This is a genomic window from Sphingomonas sp. HMP6 (genome assembly GCF_013374095.1).
GTDB lineage: Bacteria > Pseudomonadota > Alphaproteobacteria > Sphingomonadales > Sphingomonadaceae > Sphingomonas.
Genome location: NZ_AP022672.1, coordinates 686,816 through 704,923, shown reverse-complemented (window position 1 = coordinate 704,923; position 18,108 = coordinate 686,816). Strand labels below are relative to the sequence as shown.

The 18,108-nt window shown below is 64.5% G+C and carries 21 protein-coding genes; 10 read left to right on the top strand and 11 right to left on the bottom strand.

Annotated features, from left to right (window positions below; genetic code table 11):
• Window position 1 precedes the first annotated feature (1 nt).
• The 5 genes from phoU (at window position 2) to HMP06_RS03650 (ending at window position 3,985) form a co-directional block, all read left to right on the top strand.
• Complete coding sequence (gene phoU / locus HMP06_RS03670; RefSeq protein ID WP_176495878.1) at window positions 2–694, top strand: phosphate signaling complex protein PhoU; 693 nt, start codon at window positions 2–4, stop codon at window positions 692–694.
• A 29-nt stretch (window positions 695–723) separates the two neighbouring features.
• Entirely contained in the window at window positions 724–1,416 is a 693-nt protein-coding gene (phoB, locus tag HMP06_RS03665; protein WP_176495877.1) for a phosphate regulon transcriptional regulator PhoB, read from the top strand.
• Window positions 1,417–1,498: 82 nt separating this feature from the next.
• Complete coding sequence (locus tag HMP06_RS03660; RefSeq protein WP_176495876.1) at window positions 1,499–1,825, top strand: hypothetical protein; 327 nt, start codon at window positions 1,499–1,501, stop codon at window positions 1,823–1,825.
• A 153-nt stretch (window positions 1,826–1,978) separates the two neighbouring features.
• Window positions 1,979–2,878, top strand: a complete 900-nt coding sequence (locus HMP06_RS03655; RefSeq protein WP_176495875.1) for an SDR family NAD(P)-dependent oxidoreductase — start codon at window positions 1,979–1,981, stop codon at window positions 2,876–2,878.
• A 75-nt stretch (window positions 2,879–2,953) separates the two neighbouring features.
• Window positions 2,954–3,985, top strand: a complete 1,032-nt coding sequence (locus tag HMP06_RS03650) for a hypothetical protein (protein ID WP_176495874.1) — start codon at window positions 2,954–2,956, stop codon at window positions 3,983–3,985.
• 166 nt (window positions 3,986–4,151) lie between these two features.
• Here HMP06_RS03650 and HMP06_RS03645 read toward each other — a convergent pair whose 3' ends face one another.
• On the bottom strand, window positions 4,152–4,493 hold the full coding sequence (locus tag HMP06_RS03645; protein WP_176495873.1) for a DUF2794 domain-containing protein: 342 nt from the start codon (window positions 4,491–4,493) through the stop codon (window positions 4,152–4,154).
• 18 nt (window positions 4,494–4,511) lie between these two features.
• Window positions 4,512–5,192 (bottom strand): serine O-acetyltransferase EpsC, encoded by a 681-nt coding sequence (gene epsC / locus HMP06_RS03640; protein ID WP_176495872.1) that lies wholly within the window; start codon window positions 5,190–5,192, stop codon window positions 4,512–4,514.
• A 134-nt stretch (window positions 5,193–5,326) separates the two neighbouring features.
• On the opposite strand from epsC, the gene HMP06_RS03635 reads away from it, so the two are divergent.
• Window positions 5,327–6,106 carry a sulfite exporter TauE/SafE family protein gene (locus HMP06_RS03635; RefSeq protein WP_176495871.1) on the top strand — a complete coding sequence of 260 codons (780 nt, stop codon included), beginning with the start codon at window positions 5,327–5,329 and terminating at the stop codon, window positions 6,104–6,106.
• An 8-nt stretch (window positions 6,107–6,114) separates the two neighbouring features.
• Here the strand turns inward: HMP06_RS03635 and HMP06_RS03630 are convergent, their stop codons facing one another.
• Together HMP06_RS03630 and HMP06_RS03625 are read right to left on the bottom strand one after the other, a co-directional pair.
• A complete protein-coding gene (locus HMP06_RS03630) occupies window positions 6,115–6,636 on the bottom strand; it encodes a carboxymuconolactone decarboxylase family protein (RefSeq protein ID WP_176495870.1) in 522 nt (173 codons plus the stop codon).
• A gap of 134 nt (window positions 6,637–6,770) precedes the next feature.
• Window positions 6,771–7,313 carry a peroxiredoxin gene (locus tag HMP06_RS03625; protein WP_176495869.1) on the bottom strand — a complete coding sequence of 181 codons (543 nt, stop codon included), beginning with the start codon at window positions 7,311–7,313 and terminating at the stop codon, window positions 6,771–6,773.
• Window positions 7,314–7,457: 144 nt separating this feature from the next.
• Here HMP06_RS03625 and HMP06_RS03620 point away from each other — a divergent pair, with 144 nt between their 5' ends.
• Window positions 7,458–8,357: a hydrogen peroxide-inducible genes activator gene (locus HMP06_RS03620; protein WP_176495868.1), complete on the top strand. Its 900-nt coding sequence runs from the start codon at window positions 7,458–7,460 to the stop codon at window positions 8,355–8,357.
• Between the two features lie 76 nt (window positions 8,358–8,433).
• Complete coding sequence (locus tag HMP06_RS03615) at window positions 8,434–9,066, top strand: fasciclin domain-containing protein (protein WP_176495867.1); 633 nt, start codon at window positions 8,434–8,436, stop codon at window positions 9,064–9,066.
• Here the strand turns inward: HMP06_RS03615 and HMP06_RS03610 are convergent.
• Genes HMP06_RS03610 through pgsA form a run of 3 tightly spaced genes read right to left on the bottom strand, consistent with a single transcriptional unit; the run spans window position 9,063 to window position 10,322 of the window.
• Window positions 9,063–9,497, bottom strand: coding sequence for a molybdenum cofactor biosynthesis protein MoaE (locus tag HMP06_RS03610; RefSeq protein ID WP_176495866.1), 435 nt, complete (start codon window positions 9,495–9,497; stop codon window positions 9,063–9,065). The two genes, HMP06_RS03615 and HMP06_RS03610, sit on opposite strands and share 4 nt — an antisense overlap.
• On the bottom strand, window positions 9,494–9,751 hold the full coding sequence (gene moaD, locus HMP06_RS03605) for a molybdopterin converting factor subunit 1 (RefSeq protein ID WP_176495865.1): 258 nt from the start codon (window positions 9,749–9,751) through the stop codon (window positions 9,494–9,496). The genes HMP06_RS03610 and moaD overlap by 4 nt, the downstream gene beginning before the upstream one ends.
• A 4-nt stretch (window positions 9,752–9,755) precedes the next feature.
• Complete coding sequence (pgsA, locus tag HMP06_RS03600; RefSeq protein WP_176495864.1) at window positions 9,756–10,322, bottom strand: CDP-diacylglycerol--glycerol-3-phosphate 3-phosphatidyltransferase; 567 nt, start codon at window positions 10,320–10,322, stop codon at window positions 9,756–9,758.
• Between the two features lie 148 nt (window positions 10,323–10,470).
• On the opposite strand from pgsA, the gene HMP06_RS03595 reads away from it, so the two are divergent.
• Complete coding sequence (locus HMP06_RS03595) at window positions 10,471–11,760, top strand: MFS transporter (RefSeq protein ID WP_176495863.1); 1,290 nt, start codon at window positions 10,471–10,473, stop codon at window positions 11,758–11,760.
• 23 nt (window positions 11,761–11,783) lie between these two features.
• Here the strand turns inward: HMP06_RS03595 and HMP06_RS03590 are convergent, their stop codons facing one another.
• Complete coding sequence (locus HMP06_RS03590; RefSeq protein WP_176495862.1) at window positions 11,784–11,951, bottom strand: hypothetical protein; 168 nt, start codon at window positions 11,949–11,951, stop codon at window positions 11,784–11,786.
• A gap of 149 nt (window positions 11,952–12,100) precedes the next feature.
• Here HMP06_RS03590 and argJ point away from each other — a divergent pair, with 149 nt between their 5' ends.
• Window positions 12,101–13,327 (top strand): bifunctional glutamate N-acetyltransferase/amino-acid acetyltransferase ArgJ, encoded by a 1,227-nt coding sequence (argJ, locus tag HMP06_RS03585; protein ID WP_176495861.1) that lies wholly within the window; start codon window positions 12,101–12,103, stop codon window positions 13,325–13,327.
• Between the two features lie 57 nt (window positions 13,328–13,384).
• On the opposite strand, the gene HMP06_RS03580 is transcribed toward argJ, so the two are convergent.
• The 3 genes from HMP06_RS03580 to addA all read right to left on the bottom strand — a co-directional run bounded on the left by HMP06_RS03580 (window position 13,385) and on the right by addA (window position 18,008).
• On the bottom strand, window positions 13,385–14,047 hold the full coding sequence (locus HMP06_RS03580; protein ID WP_232089852.1) for a hypothetical protein: 663 nt from the start codon (window positions 14,045–14,047) through the stop codon (window positions 13,385–13,387).
• Window positions 14,048–14,173: 126 nt separating this feature from the next.
• A complete protein-coding gene (gene trxA / locus HMP06_RS03575) occupies window positions 14,174–14,497 on the bottom strand; it encodes a thioredoxin TrxA (protein WP_176495860.1) in 324 nt (107 codons plus the stop codon).
• Between the two features lie 64 nt (window positions 14,498–14,561).
• Entirely contained in the window at window positions 14,562–18,008 is a 3,447-nt protein-coding gene (gene addA, locus HMP06_RS03570) for a double-strand break repair helicase AddA (RefSeq protein WP_176495859.1), read from the bottom strand.
• Window positions 18,009–18,108: the final 100 nt, after the last annotated feature.

The window sequence follows — 18,108 nt, the reverse complement described above, 5'->3', positions numbered from 1 at the left end:
CATGCCCTTGAACGACCATACAGTGAAAGCCTTCGACGACGAGATCGGGCAGTTGCGCGGACTGATCGCGCAAATGGGCGGCTTGGCCGAACACGCCATTGCCGCCGCGATGGAGGCACTGCGCCGCCACGATCTGGAGGGCGCACGCGCGATCGTCGCAGGCGACAAGAAAATCGACGCGCTGGAGATGGAGGTCGAGGCGCTGGCGGTGCGGATCATCGCGCTGCGTGCGCCGCTCGCCGACGATCTGCGCGAGGTCGTCGCGGCGCTGAAGATCGCCGGCGTGGTGGAGCGGATCGGCGATTACGCCAAGAACATCGCCAAGCGCGTGCCGCTGATCGAAAGCCACGGCGAGATCGAGCCGCTCTCGGTCCTCCCCGCCATGTCGGCGTTGGCGGTGCAGATGGTGCACGACGCGCTCGACGCCTTTGCCGCGCGCGATGCCGAGGCGGCAGTCGAAGTGTGCGATCGCGACCGGCAAGTCGATGATTTCTACAACAGCCTGTTCCGCGTGCTGGTCACCCACATGATGGAAAACCCCAAGACGATCGGCCAGGTCGCGCAATTGCTGTTCGTCGCCAAGAACCTCGAACGCGTCGGCGACCACGCGACCAACATTGCCGAAATGATCTATTTCGCGGCGACCGGCACGCACATGGCCGAGCGCGACCGCGGCGCCCTGCCCACTACTTAAGCTGCCCACGACCTGAAGGAGCGAACGACATGGCACGAGCCAAAATGTTGCTGGTGGAAGACGATGCGGCGCTCGCCGAGCTGCTGATCTGGCATTTCAAGCGCGAGGATTTCGAGATCACGCAAACCCCCGATGGCGAGGAAGCACTGCTGCTGGCCAAGGAAAATGCGCCCGACATCGTGCTGCTCGACTGGATGGTTGAAGGGCTGTCGGGCATCGAGGTCTGCCGCCGGCTGCGCCGGATGCCCGAAACCGCGAACGTGCCGATCATCATGCTCACCGCCCGCGGCGAAGAAGAGGATCGCGTGCGCGGGCTGGAAACCGGCGCGGACGATTACGTCACCAAGCCGTTCTCCCCGCGCGAACTGGTTGCGCGTGTCGGCGCGGTACTGCGCCGCGTTCGCCCGGCGCTGGCGGGCGAGCAGCTGACCTATTCCGACATCGAGATGGACACGGTCGGCCATAAGGTCCGCCGCTCGGGCGAGGTAATCCCGCTCGGCCCGACCGAATTCCGCTTGCTCAAGCATTTCCTGGAGCATCCCGGCTGGGTGTTCAGCCGCGAGCGCTTGCTGGATGCGGTATGGGGGCATGACAGCGACATCGAAAGCCGCACGGTCGACGTCCACATCCGCCGCCTGCGCAAAGCGATCAATCGCGGCGAACGGCCCGATATCATCCGGACCGTGCGCTCGGCGGGCTACGCGCTCGATTCGGGAGCGTAAAGAAAAGCGGGAGCCATGCGCGGGCATGTGCGTTTGAGCGGGCGAGCAGCACACAATGCTGCCCGTTCGCAGGAGACTCCCCATGAAGTTCATGATGTTTGCAGCCCTCACTGCCGCCGTCGCCACCCCGGCGCTCGCGCAGACGATGCCCGCGCCCGCGCAAGACCCCGCAATGACGCAGCCCGCGCCGCCGGCACAGCCCGCCGATCCAGCGATGGCTCCCACGCCGCCAGCTACCCCGATGACGACGCCAGACGCCAACATGTCGGGTGCGGCTCCAGCGGCACCAATGCCCGCTACGGGCTCCTATCCGATGTGTTCGCGGACCGTCGTCGATCAATGCACCGAGCGTTCGAACGCGCGTGGTGAGCGGCTGCATTCGACGCCGCGCCCTCCGCGCAAGCGCTGAGATTTCGCGGAAGTTTTTCACCCCACGTTTAAGCATACCGAGCCGACTCGCGGACTCCGCGCGTCGGCTTTTCGTGTCTGCGGTATGGCGGTGGCTTGCACCGCGCGTACAATCGCCTAGGACGCCTCAACCGATTTTTTGAGGAGTCCGCTCATGTCCATTCGTTTCGACAACAAGGTTGCCATCGTCACCGGTGCCGGTGGTGGCTTGGGCCGCGCCTATGCGCTCGAACTCGCGCGGCGCGGGGCCAAGGTGGTGGTCAACGATCTCGGCGGCGCACGCGATGGCACAGGCCATTCTGACGCTGCTCTTAAGGTCGTCGAGGAAATCGAGGCAATGGGTGGCGAAGCAATGTCGGACGGCGGCAGCGTCACCGAATATGAGCATATGGTAGAGCTCGTCGCCAAAGCGAAGGCCAAGTGGGGCGGTGTTCACATCCTGATCAACAACGCCGGTGTCCTGCGCGACAAGAGCTTCGCCAAGATGGAGCCCGCCGATTTCAAACTCGTGATCGACGTGCATCTCAACGGATCGGCCAATTGCACCAAGGCGGTGTGGGACACGATGCGCGGGCAAAATTACGGCCGCATCCTGATGACCGCATCTTCGACGGGCCTGTACGGAAATTTCGGCCAGGCGAATTACGGCGCGGCCAAGCTCGGCCTCGCGGGCCTGACCAAGACGCTCGCGATCGAGGGCGCGAAGAACAACATCAAGGTCAACACGATCGCCCCGACCGCGGGCACGCGGATGACCGAGGATCTGTTCCCGGCCGAGGCGTTTGCGGCCTTCGCCCCCGAAAAGGTCGCCCCTGCTGCGCTCTATCTCGTCTCGGAGGACGCCCCGACCAACCAGATCATCGGTGCTGGTGCGGGGGTGTTCCAGGCTGCCTATGTCACGCTGACGCAAGGCAAATTGCTGACCGGAGACGAGCTCTCGCCCGAGGGAATCGCCGCGCATTGGGCCGAGATCACCGATCGCACCGGCGAGCTAACCCCGCAGAGCGGGTCGGAGCAGTCGATGAGCATCCTCAAGAAGCTGCAAGGCGGCTGAGGGCGTCCTCACTCACTGTATTGCTACACCATTACACCTATGGTATTCCTCCTGTCATCAACAGGAGGAACCACCATGTATAGCGAAAGCGATATCGACGGCGCGGTGACGGCCGGGGCAATCAGTGCCCAGGCCGCCGCTGCGCTGCGCAACCACATCGCCGCGAGCAATGCCGCCCCGGCGGTCGACGAAGAACATTTTCGGCTGCTCTCGGGCTTCAACGACATTTTCGTCTCGATCGCGGTGGCGCTGGTGCTGACCGCAGTTGCGTGGATCGGCAAGTCGATCACGACGCCGCTGGCCGGGGCGCTGGTCGCGGTCGCCGCTTGGTCGCTTGCCGAATATTTCACGCGCGCGCGCCGCATGGCGCTGCCGAGCATCTTACTCCTTCTCGCCTTCGTCGGTGGCGTCGCAGCGACCTTGATCGGTGTTTTGGTCGAACTGCGGCCCGATTTCTCCGATTCGACCAATGCCGCAATCGGTGCGGGCATCGCGCTGGTGGCGACGGCGGCCGCGTGGCTGCACTGGCGGCGCTTCATGGTGCCGATCACCGTTGCTGCAGGCGCAGCAGCAGCAGCCGCGGTCGTCGTCGGGCTGGTAATGGCGGCAATCCCGGACAACAAGGACGCGATCTATCCGCTGGTACTGGTCTGCGGCGTCGCCGTGTTCGCGCTGGCGATGCGCTGGGACATGTCCGACCGTGAACGCCGGACACGCCGCTCGGATGTCGCCTTCTGGCTTCATCTCGCCGCCGCACCGATGATTGCGCATCCGGTGTTCCACATGCTCGGCGTGTTCGGCGGGGAGATCGGCATCGGTACAGCGCTGATCGTGCTCGCGCTGTACCTCGCCTTCGCCTTCGTCGCGCTGGCGGTCGACCGGCGCGCGTTGCTCGTCTCCAGCCTCGTCTACGTGCTCTATGCGATGTATGCGCTGTTCCAGAATGCGGGCGCGGTCGAACTTGCCTGGGCATTCACCGCGCTGGTGATCGGGTCGGCACTGCTGACGCTCTCGGCGTTTTGGCCGACGATGCGGCGGACCGTTGTCGGGATGCTCGGCAGCATCGGCGATCGCCTGCCGCCCGTCGGGCAGATGGTGGCGGCCTGATATAGCGATCCATTCGCTTTCCCGTTCGGCCCTGGACCTGATCCGGGGCTGTCGAAGCCCTGCGCGCCACGATCAATGTGGGATGTGTGGCGCGCAGCCCTTCGACAAGCTCAGGGCGAACGGGATAAGGCGTATCAAGCACCTGAGCCGGTCACAGCAGCGCCGCCTAGTCGACGATTTTCATCAATCGCCGCTCTACGGGCGCGAGGACCGGGCCCAGCTCGTGGCCTCGTTTCAGCACCATGCCCTGCTCGCCGATCAGCGCCCACATCCCCTGCTTGTTCCGCAGCGCCGGGCGCTTCTCGATCCGGAACTCAGGGCGTTCTGCAGCGCGGCGGAAGGCGGCGAAGATTGCGGCATCGTGTGCGAATTCGATCGCATAATCGCGCCACAGCCCCGCCGCGACCATCCGGCCATAGAGGTCGAGAATCCGCGTCAGCTCAAGACGCTCGAACCCGATTTGCGGCGCGACCCCTCGCGGAACGGGAAAAGGTGTGACGGTCCCCATCAGACGGCGAACACCGGATCACGCACGATCGCGCTGATCCTCATTCTCCGCGAGCAACGCGTCGAGCCGCTTGCGCATCGTCTCCAGTTCGCAGCGCAGCAATTCGACCTTCTGTGTCGCCGGATCGAACATCTCGCTGCACGGGGTGCCATACGCCAGGAAGCCGCTCGGCTTCTGGCCGCCCTCGACCATCGTCGCGCGCGCCGGGATGCCGACCATCACCGCGCCTTCGACCACGTCGCGCGTTACCACGGCATTGGCACCGACGCGCGACCCCTTGCCCATCGTGATCGGCCCGAGCACCTGCGCGCCGGATCCGATGATGACATTGTCGCACAAAGTCGGGTGGCGCTTGCCCGCGACGCCATTGTCGGGGTTGGTCCCGCCCAGCGTCACGCACTGGTAGATGGTGACGTTGTCGCCGATCAACGCCGTTTCCCCGATCACCACGAAACCATGGTCGATGAAGAAATTACGACCGATCGTCGCGCCCGGATGAATGTCGATCGCGGTGAGGAAGCGCGAGAAGTGATTAACCGCGCGCGCAAGGAAGAACAGCCGGGCCTTGAACAGCGCGTGTGCGACGCGGTGATACCCCAACGCCCATACGCCGGGGTAAGTCAGAATTTCGAGCCGCGAGCGGGGGGCCGGGTCGCGTGCCTTGATCGAATCGAGATAGGCGATCAATCGTCCCATCATGCCGGTATCCCCTTTGTATCTGCGACTATCTAGGGCGTCGGCCCACCGAATTAAAGAACCGTCCCATCGTTAACTTGGGACGCCTAAACCCTATCTACCTTGTGGGATTTTGACGGCGCGGTGCAGGATTGAGCATGCCAGACCTTTCAACCGTCGATTTTGCAGCGATTTTCGCGGTGATGCTCCCGTTCATTCTGGTCGGTTTTGCCGCGCAGATGGTCGATGGCGCGCTCGGCATGGCGTTCGGAATCATCAACAGCACCTTGCTGGTGGTATTCCTCGGCGTGCCCCCTGCCCTTGCCTCGGCCACCGTCCACGCAGTGGAAACGTTTACCACTGCAGCATCGGGCGTGAGCCACATTCTGCATCGCAACGTCGATTGGCGACTTTTCCGGCGGCTCGTGATTCCCGGCGTGCTCGGCGGAATTCTCGGCGCCTATGTCCTCAGCAACATCGACGGGTCGGTCGCGCGACCGTTTGTGATGACCTATCTCGCGGCGATCGGTCTGTATCTGCTGTACCGCGCCTGGCGCGGCCGGGTCGAACCGCGCGAGCCCAAGATTATCGAACCGCTCGGCTTCGCAGGCGGCTTCCTCGATGCGGCGGGAGGCGGCGGTTGGGGGCCGGTGGTGACCTCCAACCTGCTGGTGCAGGGGTCCCCGCCGCGCACCACGATCGGCACGGTGAACACGTCGGAATTCTTCCTGACCGCAACGATCTCCGCGACCTTCATCGCGACGCTGGGGTTTGCCGCCTTCACGCTGCAGACGCTGGGGATCCTGATCGGCGGCTTGCTCGCCGCCCCGTTTGGCGCGGTGATCGCCAAGCGGGTGCCGCCACGCCCGTTGATGGGTTTGGTCGGCACCCTGCTGACCGTGACGAGCGCCTATTCGATCTGGGCGGCGCTCGCCTAAGGTCGGGTTTAGCTCAACGCCGAATGGACCGTCGCGACGGCCTTCATCACGGCGCCGATCCGCACCGAAGTCTGAATCGCCTCGGCGGTAACACCGGCCTTTTTCAGGATCTGCTCATGGCTGTCGATGCACATGCCGCAGCCGTTCATCGCGCTGACCGCCAGACTGAAAAGTTCGAAATCGACCTTGTCGATGCCGGGCTGCCCGATCAAATTCATCCGCAGCTTGGCGGGCATCCGCTGATATTCGTCATTCCCGGCCAGATGGGTGAAGCGGTAATAGACGTTGTTCATCGCCATCAGCGCCGCCGCGCCGCGCGCCGCATTGGCCGCTTCGGGCGACAGCTTTGGCGCGCATTCGAGCTCGGCGGCGTCGACCAGCGGCTTGTAACCGGTGGCGTGCGCGCAGGCGAGCAGCAGGCCGAACTTCTGCTGGTCGGGCAAATGCGCTTCGTTGAGCAGCGACCCGACGTTGAGCCGGATGTCCTTGGCGAAATCCGGGAGCGCCCCGGCGAAATCCTTGAGTGACATGGAATTCTCTTTCTAACGCCCCTCCCGCAAGCGGGAGAGGTTTGGGGGAGTGTCTGACATAGAAAAGGGGCGCTCCGATTACGGCACGCCCCTCCCCTAACCCCTCCCGCGAGCGGGAGGGGAATTTGCGCTGCTTACGCCGCGAGCTGGAGGACGTCGTCGCCCTTGTTCCAGTTGCACGGGCACAGCTCATCGGTCTGCAGCGCGTCGAGCACGCGCAGCGTCTCGGCGGGGTTGCGGCCGACGTTCAGGCCGTTGACCTGCACCGCCTGAATGATGTTGTCGGGATCGACGATGAAGGTCGCGCGGAATGCGACATGCTCGTTCTTGTCGAGAATGCCGAGCGCCGATGCGAGCGTCGCACCGTTATCCGCCAGCCACGGGAAATCGGCTGCCGCCAGATCCGGGTCCGACTTGCGCCAGGCGAGGTGGACGTGTGCGGTGTCGGTCGATGCGCCGATCAGAACGGCATCACGATCCTCAAAGTCCTGCTTCAGGTTCGCATAACCGACGATCTCGGTCGGGCAGACGAAGGTGAAATCCTTCGGCCAGTAAAACAGCACCTTCCACTTGCCGGGGAACGCGTCCTGGCTGAGCGTCTCACCGGCTGGAAGCGCGTTGGTGCCCTGCTGGACGGGGACGGTGAAGTCGGGGAGCTTGTCGCCGATGGTAAGCATAATCGTGGCCTCCTGATGAAACGGGGCCTTGTTCGACATCCTCGCACGCGGCGTGCTTCGCCGTCTTCGCCAGGCTGCATATAGGGTCTGTTTATTATCGATCCAATGGGTTATTTACTCGTTGTTGATCGAGTGGAGCGATAAATGGCGACGTACCTGCCGACGCTGAAGCAGCTGCAATATCTGGTTGCTTTACAGGACCAAGGCCATTTCGGACGGGCGGCTGAGGCGTGCTTCGTCACGCAATCCACGCTTTCGGCGGGAATTCGCGAGCTGGAAACGCTGATCGGCGTAGTCCTGGTCGAACGCACCCGGCGCGTGGTGCGCTTTACGCCGCTTGGAGACCGAATCGCCGACAAGGCGCGCGGCGTGCTCCGGGAGGCGGAAGAGCTTGGCGACATGGCGCGCGCCGCCGGACGCCCTTTGTCGGGCGAGATGCGCATGAGCGTCATCCCGACGATCGCGCCGTTCATGCTGCCGCGCATCCTGCCGCGCTTGCGGCGGGATTACCCCGACCTGAAGCTGTTCCTGCGCGAGGAGCCGAGCGGACCCGCATGCGAGAGGCTGCACCACGGACGCGCCGATTGCGTGCTGCTCGCCTTGCCCTATGCGTGCGGTGAGGTGGCGTCCCAATTCCTGTTCGACGACAAATTGTTCATCGCAGGACAGCCCGGCGAGATGGGCAACGTCGCGCTTGCCATGCCCGCGACCGAAATCGACGAAACGCGCTTGCTGCTGCTCGAGGACGGGCATTGCCTGAAGGATCACGCTCTCTCGGCCTGTGCCCGCCCCGAATTGCGCGCCGAAGCGACGATGATGGGGACGTCGCTGCACACGATCGTGCAGATGATCGACAATGGCCTGGGGCTGACGATGCTGCCCGAAATGGCGCTTAAAGCCGGCATTCTCGACCATACCGGGCTGGTCGCGCGGCCGCTCGACGCCGCCAATCCCTCGCGTCGGATAGCACTTGTCTGGCGTCGCGGATCGCCGCGCGAAAAGGACTTCCAACTGCTCGCGACTGCGCTGGCGGAGGCTGCTTAGGAAACCAAATCGTCGCTCACCCGTATCTCCCTTGCGACGTCCCACTTGGACGCGCCCGTATTGAGTGGAGAACATCATGACTTCCAAGAACACGCTGTACTTGAGCGCCGCATTCGCCGGCGCATTGTCGATCGCAACGGCGGCGACCGCACAGACCACCGCACCGACGGCGGCAGATCCAGCCGCTGCGGCACCGACGACGGCGGCACCCGCTGCACCCGCTGCAAATCCGACCGTTGGCGGCGTTGCGATGGACGCTACAAAGCCGATCGCGGTCAACGCCGCCGCAGCCCCCAACCTCTCGACGCTGGTTGCCGCGGTTAAGGCAGCGGGCCTGGCGACCACGCTGTCCGGCCCAGGCCCGTTCACGGTGTTCGCGCCAACCAACGATGCCTTTACGCGGCTTGCGCCGGGCACAGTGGACAGGTTGTTGAAGCCCGAGAACAAGGCGACGCTCGCCAAGGTGCTGACGTATCACGTGGTGCCCGGGACGATCACCTTCGCCGATCTTAAGGAAAGAGCGAAGGCGAGTGGCGGCAAGGTCGTGCTGACCACGGTCGAAGGTGAGCCGCTGACGCTCGATGTCAGCGAGACGGCGGTTCAGCTGACCGACGTCAACGGCAACAAGAGCTTCATCGAAACGCCTGACGTCAAGCAGTCGAACGGCGTTGTCCATGTCGTCAACGGCGTCGTGCTGCCGACGCTCTAAGCACTCCACCGCGCGGCGGCGGCATCGTCGCTGCCGCGCGGTTCTACCCAAGTCGCGGCGTCCCCGCGCGTCTCCTTCTTCCAGAACGGGGCATCGGTCTTGAGCCGGTCGATCAGAAAGGCGCAAGCCTCGAGCGCCGCCGCGCGGTGCGCGGCCGCCGTACCGACGAAAACGACGATGTCGCCCGGGACCATGACGCCGACGCGGTGCGTAATCCGTGCGTCGATCAGCGCCCAGCGCTCCACCGCTTCCGCCGCGAGGGCAGCCAAAGCCGCCTCGGTCGCACCGGGATAATGTTCGAGTTCCAATGTCGCGACGCCGTCATCCGCGCGCACCAGACCGACAAAGGTTGCAACGCCCCCCGCCCCGCGCACTGCGATTGCCGCAAATTCGACACCCGCGTCGATCGGCGTTGGTTCAACCGTGATCATCCGCCCGTTACCGGCGGAAAGATCGCCACTTCGCGGGCGCCGAGCACCTTAGCATCCAGCCCGACAAACACCTGATCGACCGCCGCCCGCAACCGGGTCCGATCCGCGAACGCCTCAGCATGCAAGGCGCTTCCCGCCGACAACCACGCAATCAAGGCCGCGACCGTGTCGATCTCGGCCGGCGGATCGACGATTTCGCTGCCCCGCCCGATCCGCTCGCGGACCCAGGCAAAATACACTATCTCGATTGCCACGGACTCAATCCATATGTTTCAAGCCGACGCGGAGGTAATCCCAGCCGGTGATGACTGTCAGCGCCGCGGCGACCCACAAGGCGACCAGACCGACCTGCGCGACCCACGGATAGAACGGCACGGCGCCGCCCAAGATCAAAGCGCCAAGTGCGACCAGTTGCAGCGTCGTCTTCCACTTCGCCAGTTTCGAGACCGGGACCGAGACCTGCAACTGCGCCATGAACTCGCGCAATCCCGAGACCGCGATTTCGCGCAGCAAGATGATCAACGCGGCAATCTGATGCACCCCCTGGATGACTGCAGGATTGCCGTCGCGAGTCCCGACCAGCAGCAGAATCACCGCCGCCACCATGATCTTGTCAGCGATCGGATCGAGAAACACACCCAGTTTCGACACCGTTCCGTTGGCGCGCGCCAGGTAACCGTCGAAATAATCGGTGATCCCCATCAGGCAGTACAAAACGAAGCCGGCGGCATAGCCATCGGCCCAGCCCGGCCACCACAGGAACCATGCCAGCAGCGGGACCGCGACGATCCGCGATAAGGTGAGCAGATTGGGTAAGGTCAACACCGACCCGCTCTAGCCGCGCGATGCGGCGGGCGAAACCCCGCAGCAACACCGCAATGCACGCGACCGAGACGACAATCGGGTTGCTGCTGCCATCACCACTGGTCTATGGACAGGGCCTGTTCCGTCATTTCGAGGCCCCGACGACATCATGCTCAATGCGCTCGGCTTGCTGAAAGAGCGCCGTTTTCTGCCACTTTTCGTGACGCAGTTTCTGGGAGCCTTCAACGACAATCTGTTCAAGACGAGCATGGTGCTGTTCGCCACCTATCACATCTACAACAGCGCCGAGACCGAACAGAATTTCAACGCAATCGCGACCGCGCTTGGGATCTTGCCGTTCATGCTGCTGTCCGCGCTGTCGGGGCAATTGGCCGACAGCCACGATAAAGCCCGGATCATCCGCATCGTAAAGACTGCCGAAATCGCCATCATGCTGCTCGGTGCTGCGGGCATGATGCTGGCGCTATACGGCTTCACGCAAGTCGGACTCGGCCTGATGCTTGGTGCGGTGCTGTTCCTCGGCGTGCACTCGACCTTTTTCGGTCCGATCAAATACGCGATCCTGCCACAACATCTGCATGAGGACGAAGTGCTTGGCGGTACCGGGTTGGTCGAGGCGGCGACGTATATCGCGATCCTACTCGGCACGGTGCTCGCCGGAGTGATGGCGGTGGAACACGCCGCGATCGCGGTGCTTGTCGTCGCGCTGATTGGCTGGGCGGTCGCCTTCCAAGTGCCGCCTGCACCGCGCGAGGGGCCGAAGCTCAAGATCGACTACAACCCGTTCACCGCATCGTGGCGGCTAATCTCGGGGACGATGCACATCCGACGCCTGTTCCTGGCGATTTGCGCGATCAGCTTTTTCTGGACGATGGGCGCGGTGCTGATCATCATTTTCCCGCCGCTGGCTAAGAACGTACTGACTGCCGACAAACATGTCTCGACACTGATGATTGCGCTGTTTTCGATCGGCGTGGCGGTTGGCTCGGTGCTCATCAACGCCTTGCTGAAGGGGCATACCTCGGCGCGCTACGGGCCTGCCTCGGTGATGGTGATGGGGGTGTTCGTCGTCGCCTTCTCCTTATTGTGTCGAGGTTGGCCGGCGGCCCCGGCGGGGACGCTGTACGACCTGGTCGATTTCATCGAACTGCCGCGGGCGATTATGGTGATCCTGGTCCTGATGGGCATCGCCGTCAGCGGCGGCATGTTCGTGGTGCCGCTCTATGCCTTCCTCACCACGACCGTGACCAAGGATCAGACCGCGCGGACCGTGGCCGCCAACAATGTCGTCAATGCCGGAGCGATGGTGATCGGTGCGGTATCGGTACAGGCTTTGTCGATCGCCGGTGTCACACCCGAAAATATGCTGCTGTTGGTCGCGTTGATGAGCCCGGTCGCGGCCTGGCTTGCTTACAAGCTGCATCAGGCGTGCGACTGACTGCCGACGTCACACCGTAAGCTTCACGCGATAAAGGTGTAGAAGCAGATGAAGAAGGCCGAAAACGCAAGTGCGAACAGCTTGATGTCATTGTCATCTCGGTCCCGCGCCTGATCCAGCCGCGTCAGCACCAGCGTTTGACGAAAAGGGTGGCGCGAGGCTGGCGCCATCGCTGAGAGAGTGCGTTGCATGGCGATGAGTTAACGCTTTGTTTACGATTTCGGCCAGCGCTTCTTATGGTTAGCGACGTCTAAATCCGGGACAGTCGCACCTTGCAAAAACACAAATCGCGTGCGAGCGCCCGGGCACTTGATTGCACCCGAAAGGTCTGGATTTCCGGATGCCGCACACACCCTCACCGCTCGCCCGCCCATTCCCCGCGATGCCGCCGATCGCCGGCATAGCGCCTCATGTCGCGCGCGCGCACTATAAGAACTGGGACCGCTGCGACCTGACCTTCGTCACGCTCGCCCCCGGCACCAGCGTCGCGGGCGTGACGACGCAAAGCAAATGCCCCTCTCCCGAGGTCGAATGGTGCCGCGCCGCGCTCGCGCTGGGGCACGCGCGTGCACTCGTGGTGAACGCGGGCAACGCCAACGCCTTTACCGGGCAGCGTGGCCGCGCGGCGGTCGAGGCGATCGCCGCGCGGGCGGCCGGGCATTTGGGGTGCCAGCCGTCCGACATCTTCGTCGCGTCGACCGGTGTGATCGGCGTGCCCTTGCCAATCGACAAGGCCGAGGCCGGGCTCGACGCCGCCTTCACCGCCACGCCCTGTTCGTGGGAGGATGTCGCCAACACGATCGGCACCACCGACACCTTCGCCAAGGGTGCGATGACCAATGCGATCGTCGATGGGCGGACGGTGACTTTGGTTGGCATCATCAAGGGATCGGGCATGATCGCGCCGGATATGGCGACGATGCTCGGCTTTATCTTTACCGATGCAGCGGTCGATCCGATGTTCCTGCAGGCGGCCCTTGCCGAAGCGAATCGGTCGAGTTTTTCGAGCATTACCGTCGACAGCGACACTTCGACGAGCGACACCGTGCTGGCGTTTGCGACCGGGGCGGCGGGCAATGCACCGCTCACCGAATCGGAGGATGACGGGGCCGATGCGTTCCGTGCCGCGCTGTCGGACCTGTGCCTGCAACTCGCGCACCTCGTGGTGCGCGACGGAGAGGGCGCGTCGAAATTCATCGAGATCGCGGTGACCGGCGCCGACAGCGACGCGAGCGCGCGCACGATCGCGATGAGCATCGCCAACTCACCGCTGGTGAAAACGGCGATCGCGGGGGAGGATGCCAATTGGGGTCGCGTGGTGATGGCGGTCGGCAAGGCCGGCGAACCCGCCGAGCGCGACTTGCTGAGCATCCGCTTCGGCAACACGCAGGTCGCATCGGGCGGACTGGCCGTCGCCGGCTATGACGAGGCCCCGGTCGCGGCGCATTTGAAAGGGCAGGACGTCGAAATCGGCGTTGATCTCGGCCTAGGCGAAGGCCGCGCGACCGTTTGGACGTGCGACCTCACCCATGGTTACATCTCGATCAACGCCGACTATCGGAGTTGATCGAGATATTGCCGATTACGTGTCGCCATAATCGACGGTCGTCATGGATACACAAATTTACTTCGGTACCACCGCTGACGCTGGAATAGACGCGGGAACTGCAGCCGGAGCCGCAGGTGCCGCGACCGGCAACGGTGCCATCGCTGCGGAGGCGATCGCAAGCGGCACGTCCTCGTCGATGAACCCTTTCACCGCTGCACCAAGCGGGACCTGAGCGCTGGTACCCGTCATGAAGAATCCGGCAGGCAAGAACACGACTGCCGAAACTGCTGCTGCACCAATGCCCCCGGCAACACCCTTGTCGTCAAAAGCACCGCTCATGCGGATTTGCCGGCCATTGACCGTAACATACAAAATACGCGCGGAGAGATGGCCGGATTTGCCCCACATTCCCTTGTTCCGAACGTCAGTAATTTCTCCCATTGCCGGGCTTCCGGCGGGCACGACCGTGATGCCTTGAACGACAATGTCGGAGGCAACTTCCATATGAAAGCGCTGTCCGACGCGTAGCATCTTCCCTTTGGTCGTCAACGTTTCCGACAATTTGAGCGGCACTTCGGTGCCGACACGCAGGACCGCATTGGCCGCTGATGGCGCGGCAATCGGTGCTATGATCGTTTCAGCAGACGGCGCAGCTGCGGTTTGCGCAGAGACATACGCTGGCACCTGCGACGCTACCACACACACGGCCAACCCAGCTCTAAAGATATAAGACGTCATGATCCCCCCCGACTCGCAGTTTTTTGCAAGTTGCTCGACTTATTGCCGATCTTTGAGCCGGGGCAAGTAAAACTATCAAGTCGAGGGATCGCCGCTAGCTCCAGACGAACGGGCGGCGATACAGCATCACCCCAGCTCGCCCTCGAGCCATGCCTTCAACTTGCCCTTAGGTTCGGCACCGACCTTGGTCGCCGCAGGAACGCCGTTCTTGAACAGGATCATCGTCGGAATGCCGCGCACGCCGAACTTGCCAGGCGCATCGGGATTGTCGTCGATGTTGAGCTTGGCGATCGTCACTTGCTCGCCCAGTTCGTCGGAGATTTCCTCAAGGCTCGGCCCGATCATCTTGCACGGGCCGCACCATTCCGCCCAGAAATCGACCAGTACGGGGCCGGTCGCGTTGGTAACGTCTGCTTCCCAGCTCGCGTCGGTGATCTGCTTGGTGGCCATGATAAATCTCCTGTGGTTGACGGTGAAATAGGGTGTCGGGCTGACGCACTCAAGCGCGCGAACGCTAGCTTTGCTCCGCCTCGGCAAAGCCAGGCTTGTGCGCGTGCAGTGTAGCGTCGTCGAGCACGTGCAGCGTCGGGCCGCTAGTGTAGAGCAACGCCGTCTCGATCCGCCGCCCGGGGAAGATAACCGCGAGCGCTGCGCCATACGCTGCCATCTGCCGCACATGGTACGGCGGAATGGCCTCCGCGGTCGCGGGCACGCCGCGCCCGGTCTTGAAATCGATTACACGAACGAGATCCCGCGTGACGAGCAAGCGATCGACCGTGCCCGACACGACGAACCCGTCGGGGAGAACCGCTGCGATCGGTGCCTCGGCCAGCGAATCACCGCCAAACAGGGCAGCAAAGGCGGCATCGTCGAGCACCGCCAGCACCGAAGCCGCGATCTCGATCCGCGCCGCTGCATCCGCAACCATCCCGACCCGTGCGAGCCACCGGTCGGCCGCTTCGGCGCGCTGCGCGGGCGCGACTGCCGGGAGCCGTTCGAACAGCGCGTGGATCAAGCGACCGCGCTCGCCGGCGGCGCGCATGACCTCCGTCGGGGGCGCGTCCGCGACCATATCCTCCCCCAACGATGACGGTGCGAGCGGGCGCGGCGGCCGCGCCTCAACCGGCGCGGGGCACGTCGCCCAGTTCGGCAAGGCGACCGTCTCGGCCACGGCCCGCGCGCTCTTCCGGTCTGGCGCTACCGGCCGTTGCGGAGCGCGGCCGGCGAAATCGCGCGCACCCTCGCCCTCAACCCCCAGCGCCCGCATCGCGCGATCGGCGGCGGCATACCAGCTTAGCTCAGGCGCCATCCCTTGCGCCTTCGGCCCGACCGACCCGGCGATCACCAGCCGCTCCTCCGCGCGAGTCGAAGCGACGTAGAACAGCCGCCAATGCTCCTCGAGATCGCTCGCCGCGGTTTCCTCCACCAGCGCGGCCAGCGGCCCGGTCGCCTCGCCTTTGCGCGGGCGGATCACGGGCAATTCCGCCGCCATGTCGCCCGCGCGCCATTTCAGCGTCGAGCGGGGCGAACGCGTCGGATCGACCGCCGCATCGGCCAGGATCACCAGCGGCGCTTGCAGGCCCTTCGCACCATGCGCGGTCATCACCCGCACCGCATCGAGCGGGGCCGACGGGTCGCGCTTGATCTCGACCTCGCCGCGATCGAACCAGTCGAGAAAGCGTTGCAGCGACGGCGTGCCGAGCGATTCGAAATCGAGCGCCGCGCTCAGCACTTCCTCGATCGGATCGCGCGCCTCCTGCCCCAGCCGATGGACCAGTTTGCGCCGCCCCCCGAGCGGACCCGACAGAATTTCCTCGAGAAACTGATACGGCGTCGCAATGTCGGCGCGGGCCAACAAGGCAAACAGCGGGGCGAGATCGCTCGGACCGCCCGGCCGCGTGAGATGCCGCCACAAGCTGATCGACCCACGCGGGGCCTCCGCCATCAGCCGCTCCTGGCTCCACCCGATCAGCGGCGAGACCAATAGTGAGGCGAGCGATAGATCATCCTCCGGCTGCAGCACGAAGCGGATCGCAGCGAGCAGATCCTGTACCGACAGCGGCGCGTTCAGTCGCAACCGGTCGACGCCCGCCACGGGCACACCCTCGGCATACAGACGCGCGACGATCAGCGAGGCGAGTTCGCCGCGCCGCTTGACCAGGATCATCACATCCTCGGGCCGGAGCGTACGGCCCTTGCTTTCCAGCATCAGCGTGCCGATCCACCCCTTGATCGTCCGCGCGATCTGCCGCGCGAGTTCGCGCGTGGAATCGGACACCCAGCTTTCCTCATCCTCTTCGGACCCGCCCGCCACGACCAGCGGCCAGAGCGAGACGGTGCCCGGCCCCGGCACTTCGCTGGCATGCACTTCGCGGTCGGCAATCGCGCCCAGCCCCGGTTCGGGCAGCGCTTCGATCGCGGCGTCGACGAATTCGAGCACGGGGCGCGTCGAGCGGAACGATTGCGTCAGCGACAGCCGGTTCCAACGGCGCGCGCGCTCTTTGCCAGTCCGCGAACGCTCGTCTCCGTCCGCCTCCCAAGCATTGGTCGCAAGTTGTTCGAAATGCCGCTCCGCGCCTTTAAAATAGATTGGGTGGGTGCCCTGAAAGCCGAAGATCGCCTGCTTGTAATCGCCCACTGTGAAAAGCGTCCGAAGCTTGTTCTCATGCGCCCCTTCGCCCGCGAAGAATTCCTCCGCGAGCGCGCGAACGATAAGCCACTGTTCGGGGTTGGTGTCCTGCGCCTCGTCGATCAGGACATGTTCGGTCGCCTGGTCGAGCTTGTAGCGCACCCAATCGCCCATTCCCGGCTGCGCCAGCAGATCGATCGTCGCGCGGATCAGATCGTCGAAATCGACCGCGCCGATCCGCCGCTTCGCGCGCTCATAGGTCGCGGCATAATCGCGCCCGACCGCCAGACCCGCCGCGAGCAGATCGGCATACGCCGCGCGCTCGCGCAGGGAGAGCAGATCGGCGCACTCCTGCCCTACCTCGATCGCGAGGTCAGCATAGTCGGGATCGGCGGCGAGCAATTTGGGCGAGTATTTGCGCGGCTCGCGCTTGGCGGTGAAGGGCACGGCGATCAGATCACCCAGCATCCGCGCGCGCATTTCTGGCGCAGCCTCGACCCAACATTCGGCGATATCGGCATGGTTGCCGCCCGTGGCCGTGCCCCAGGCGCGGTTCGCCGCCGCCAGCCGCGCGACCGCATCGACGTCGAACACCGCATCGCCGCACGCATCGGCAATCTCCGCCTCGATCTCACCGGTCGGCAAGTCGAGCGCGCGACGGAGGAACGGCTGCACCCCCTCCCCCATCGGCAGTTCGGCCATCGCGGCGGGCGCGCGCGCGCAGGCGAGCAGGAAGCGCTCGGCCTCGCCCTCGCCCAGCCTGAGGCTCAGCGCGCCGACGGTGGCAACGGTGGAGTCGCGGCCCTCCGCCTCGGCGGTGACGAGCAGTTCGGCGAGCGCCTCGCGCGCGAGCACCGCTTCCTCGCGCGCCTCGATCGGGCGGAAGCCGGGGGCGAGGCCAGCCTCGACCGGGAAGGCCGACAACAGGCTCTGGCAGAAACCGTGGATCGTCTGGATCCGGATACCGCCGCCCGGTGCATCGAGCACGCGCGCGAACAGCGTCCGCGCGCGCGCGATCAGCGCGTCGGTCGGGTCCTCGCCGAGCGCGCCGAGATCGCTAACCAGCTCGGGGCGCGGCATACGCACCCATGCCGCCAGCCGCTCGCCAATCCGACCCGCCATTTCGGCCGCACCCGCTTTGGTGAAGGTCAGGCACAGGATCGCCGCCGGATCGACCCCGCGCAGCAACAGCCGATACACGCGCGCGGTCAGCACCTGCGTCTTGCCGGTCCCGGCGGAGGCAGAGAGCCAGACGTGCCCGCCCGGATCGCTCGCTTGCGCTTGCGCATCCTTCAGGATCGGGAGGGGGCGGCGCGTGTCTGAGATGCTCATGGCATAGCCCTCCACCCGTTCGGGCTGAGCTTGTCGAAGCACTGCGTACCAAACATGATACCGCGCTTGCTGCACGGGCCATTCGACAGGCTCAGGGCGA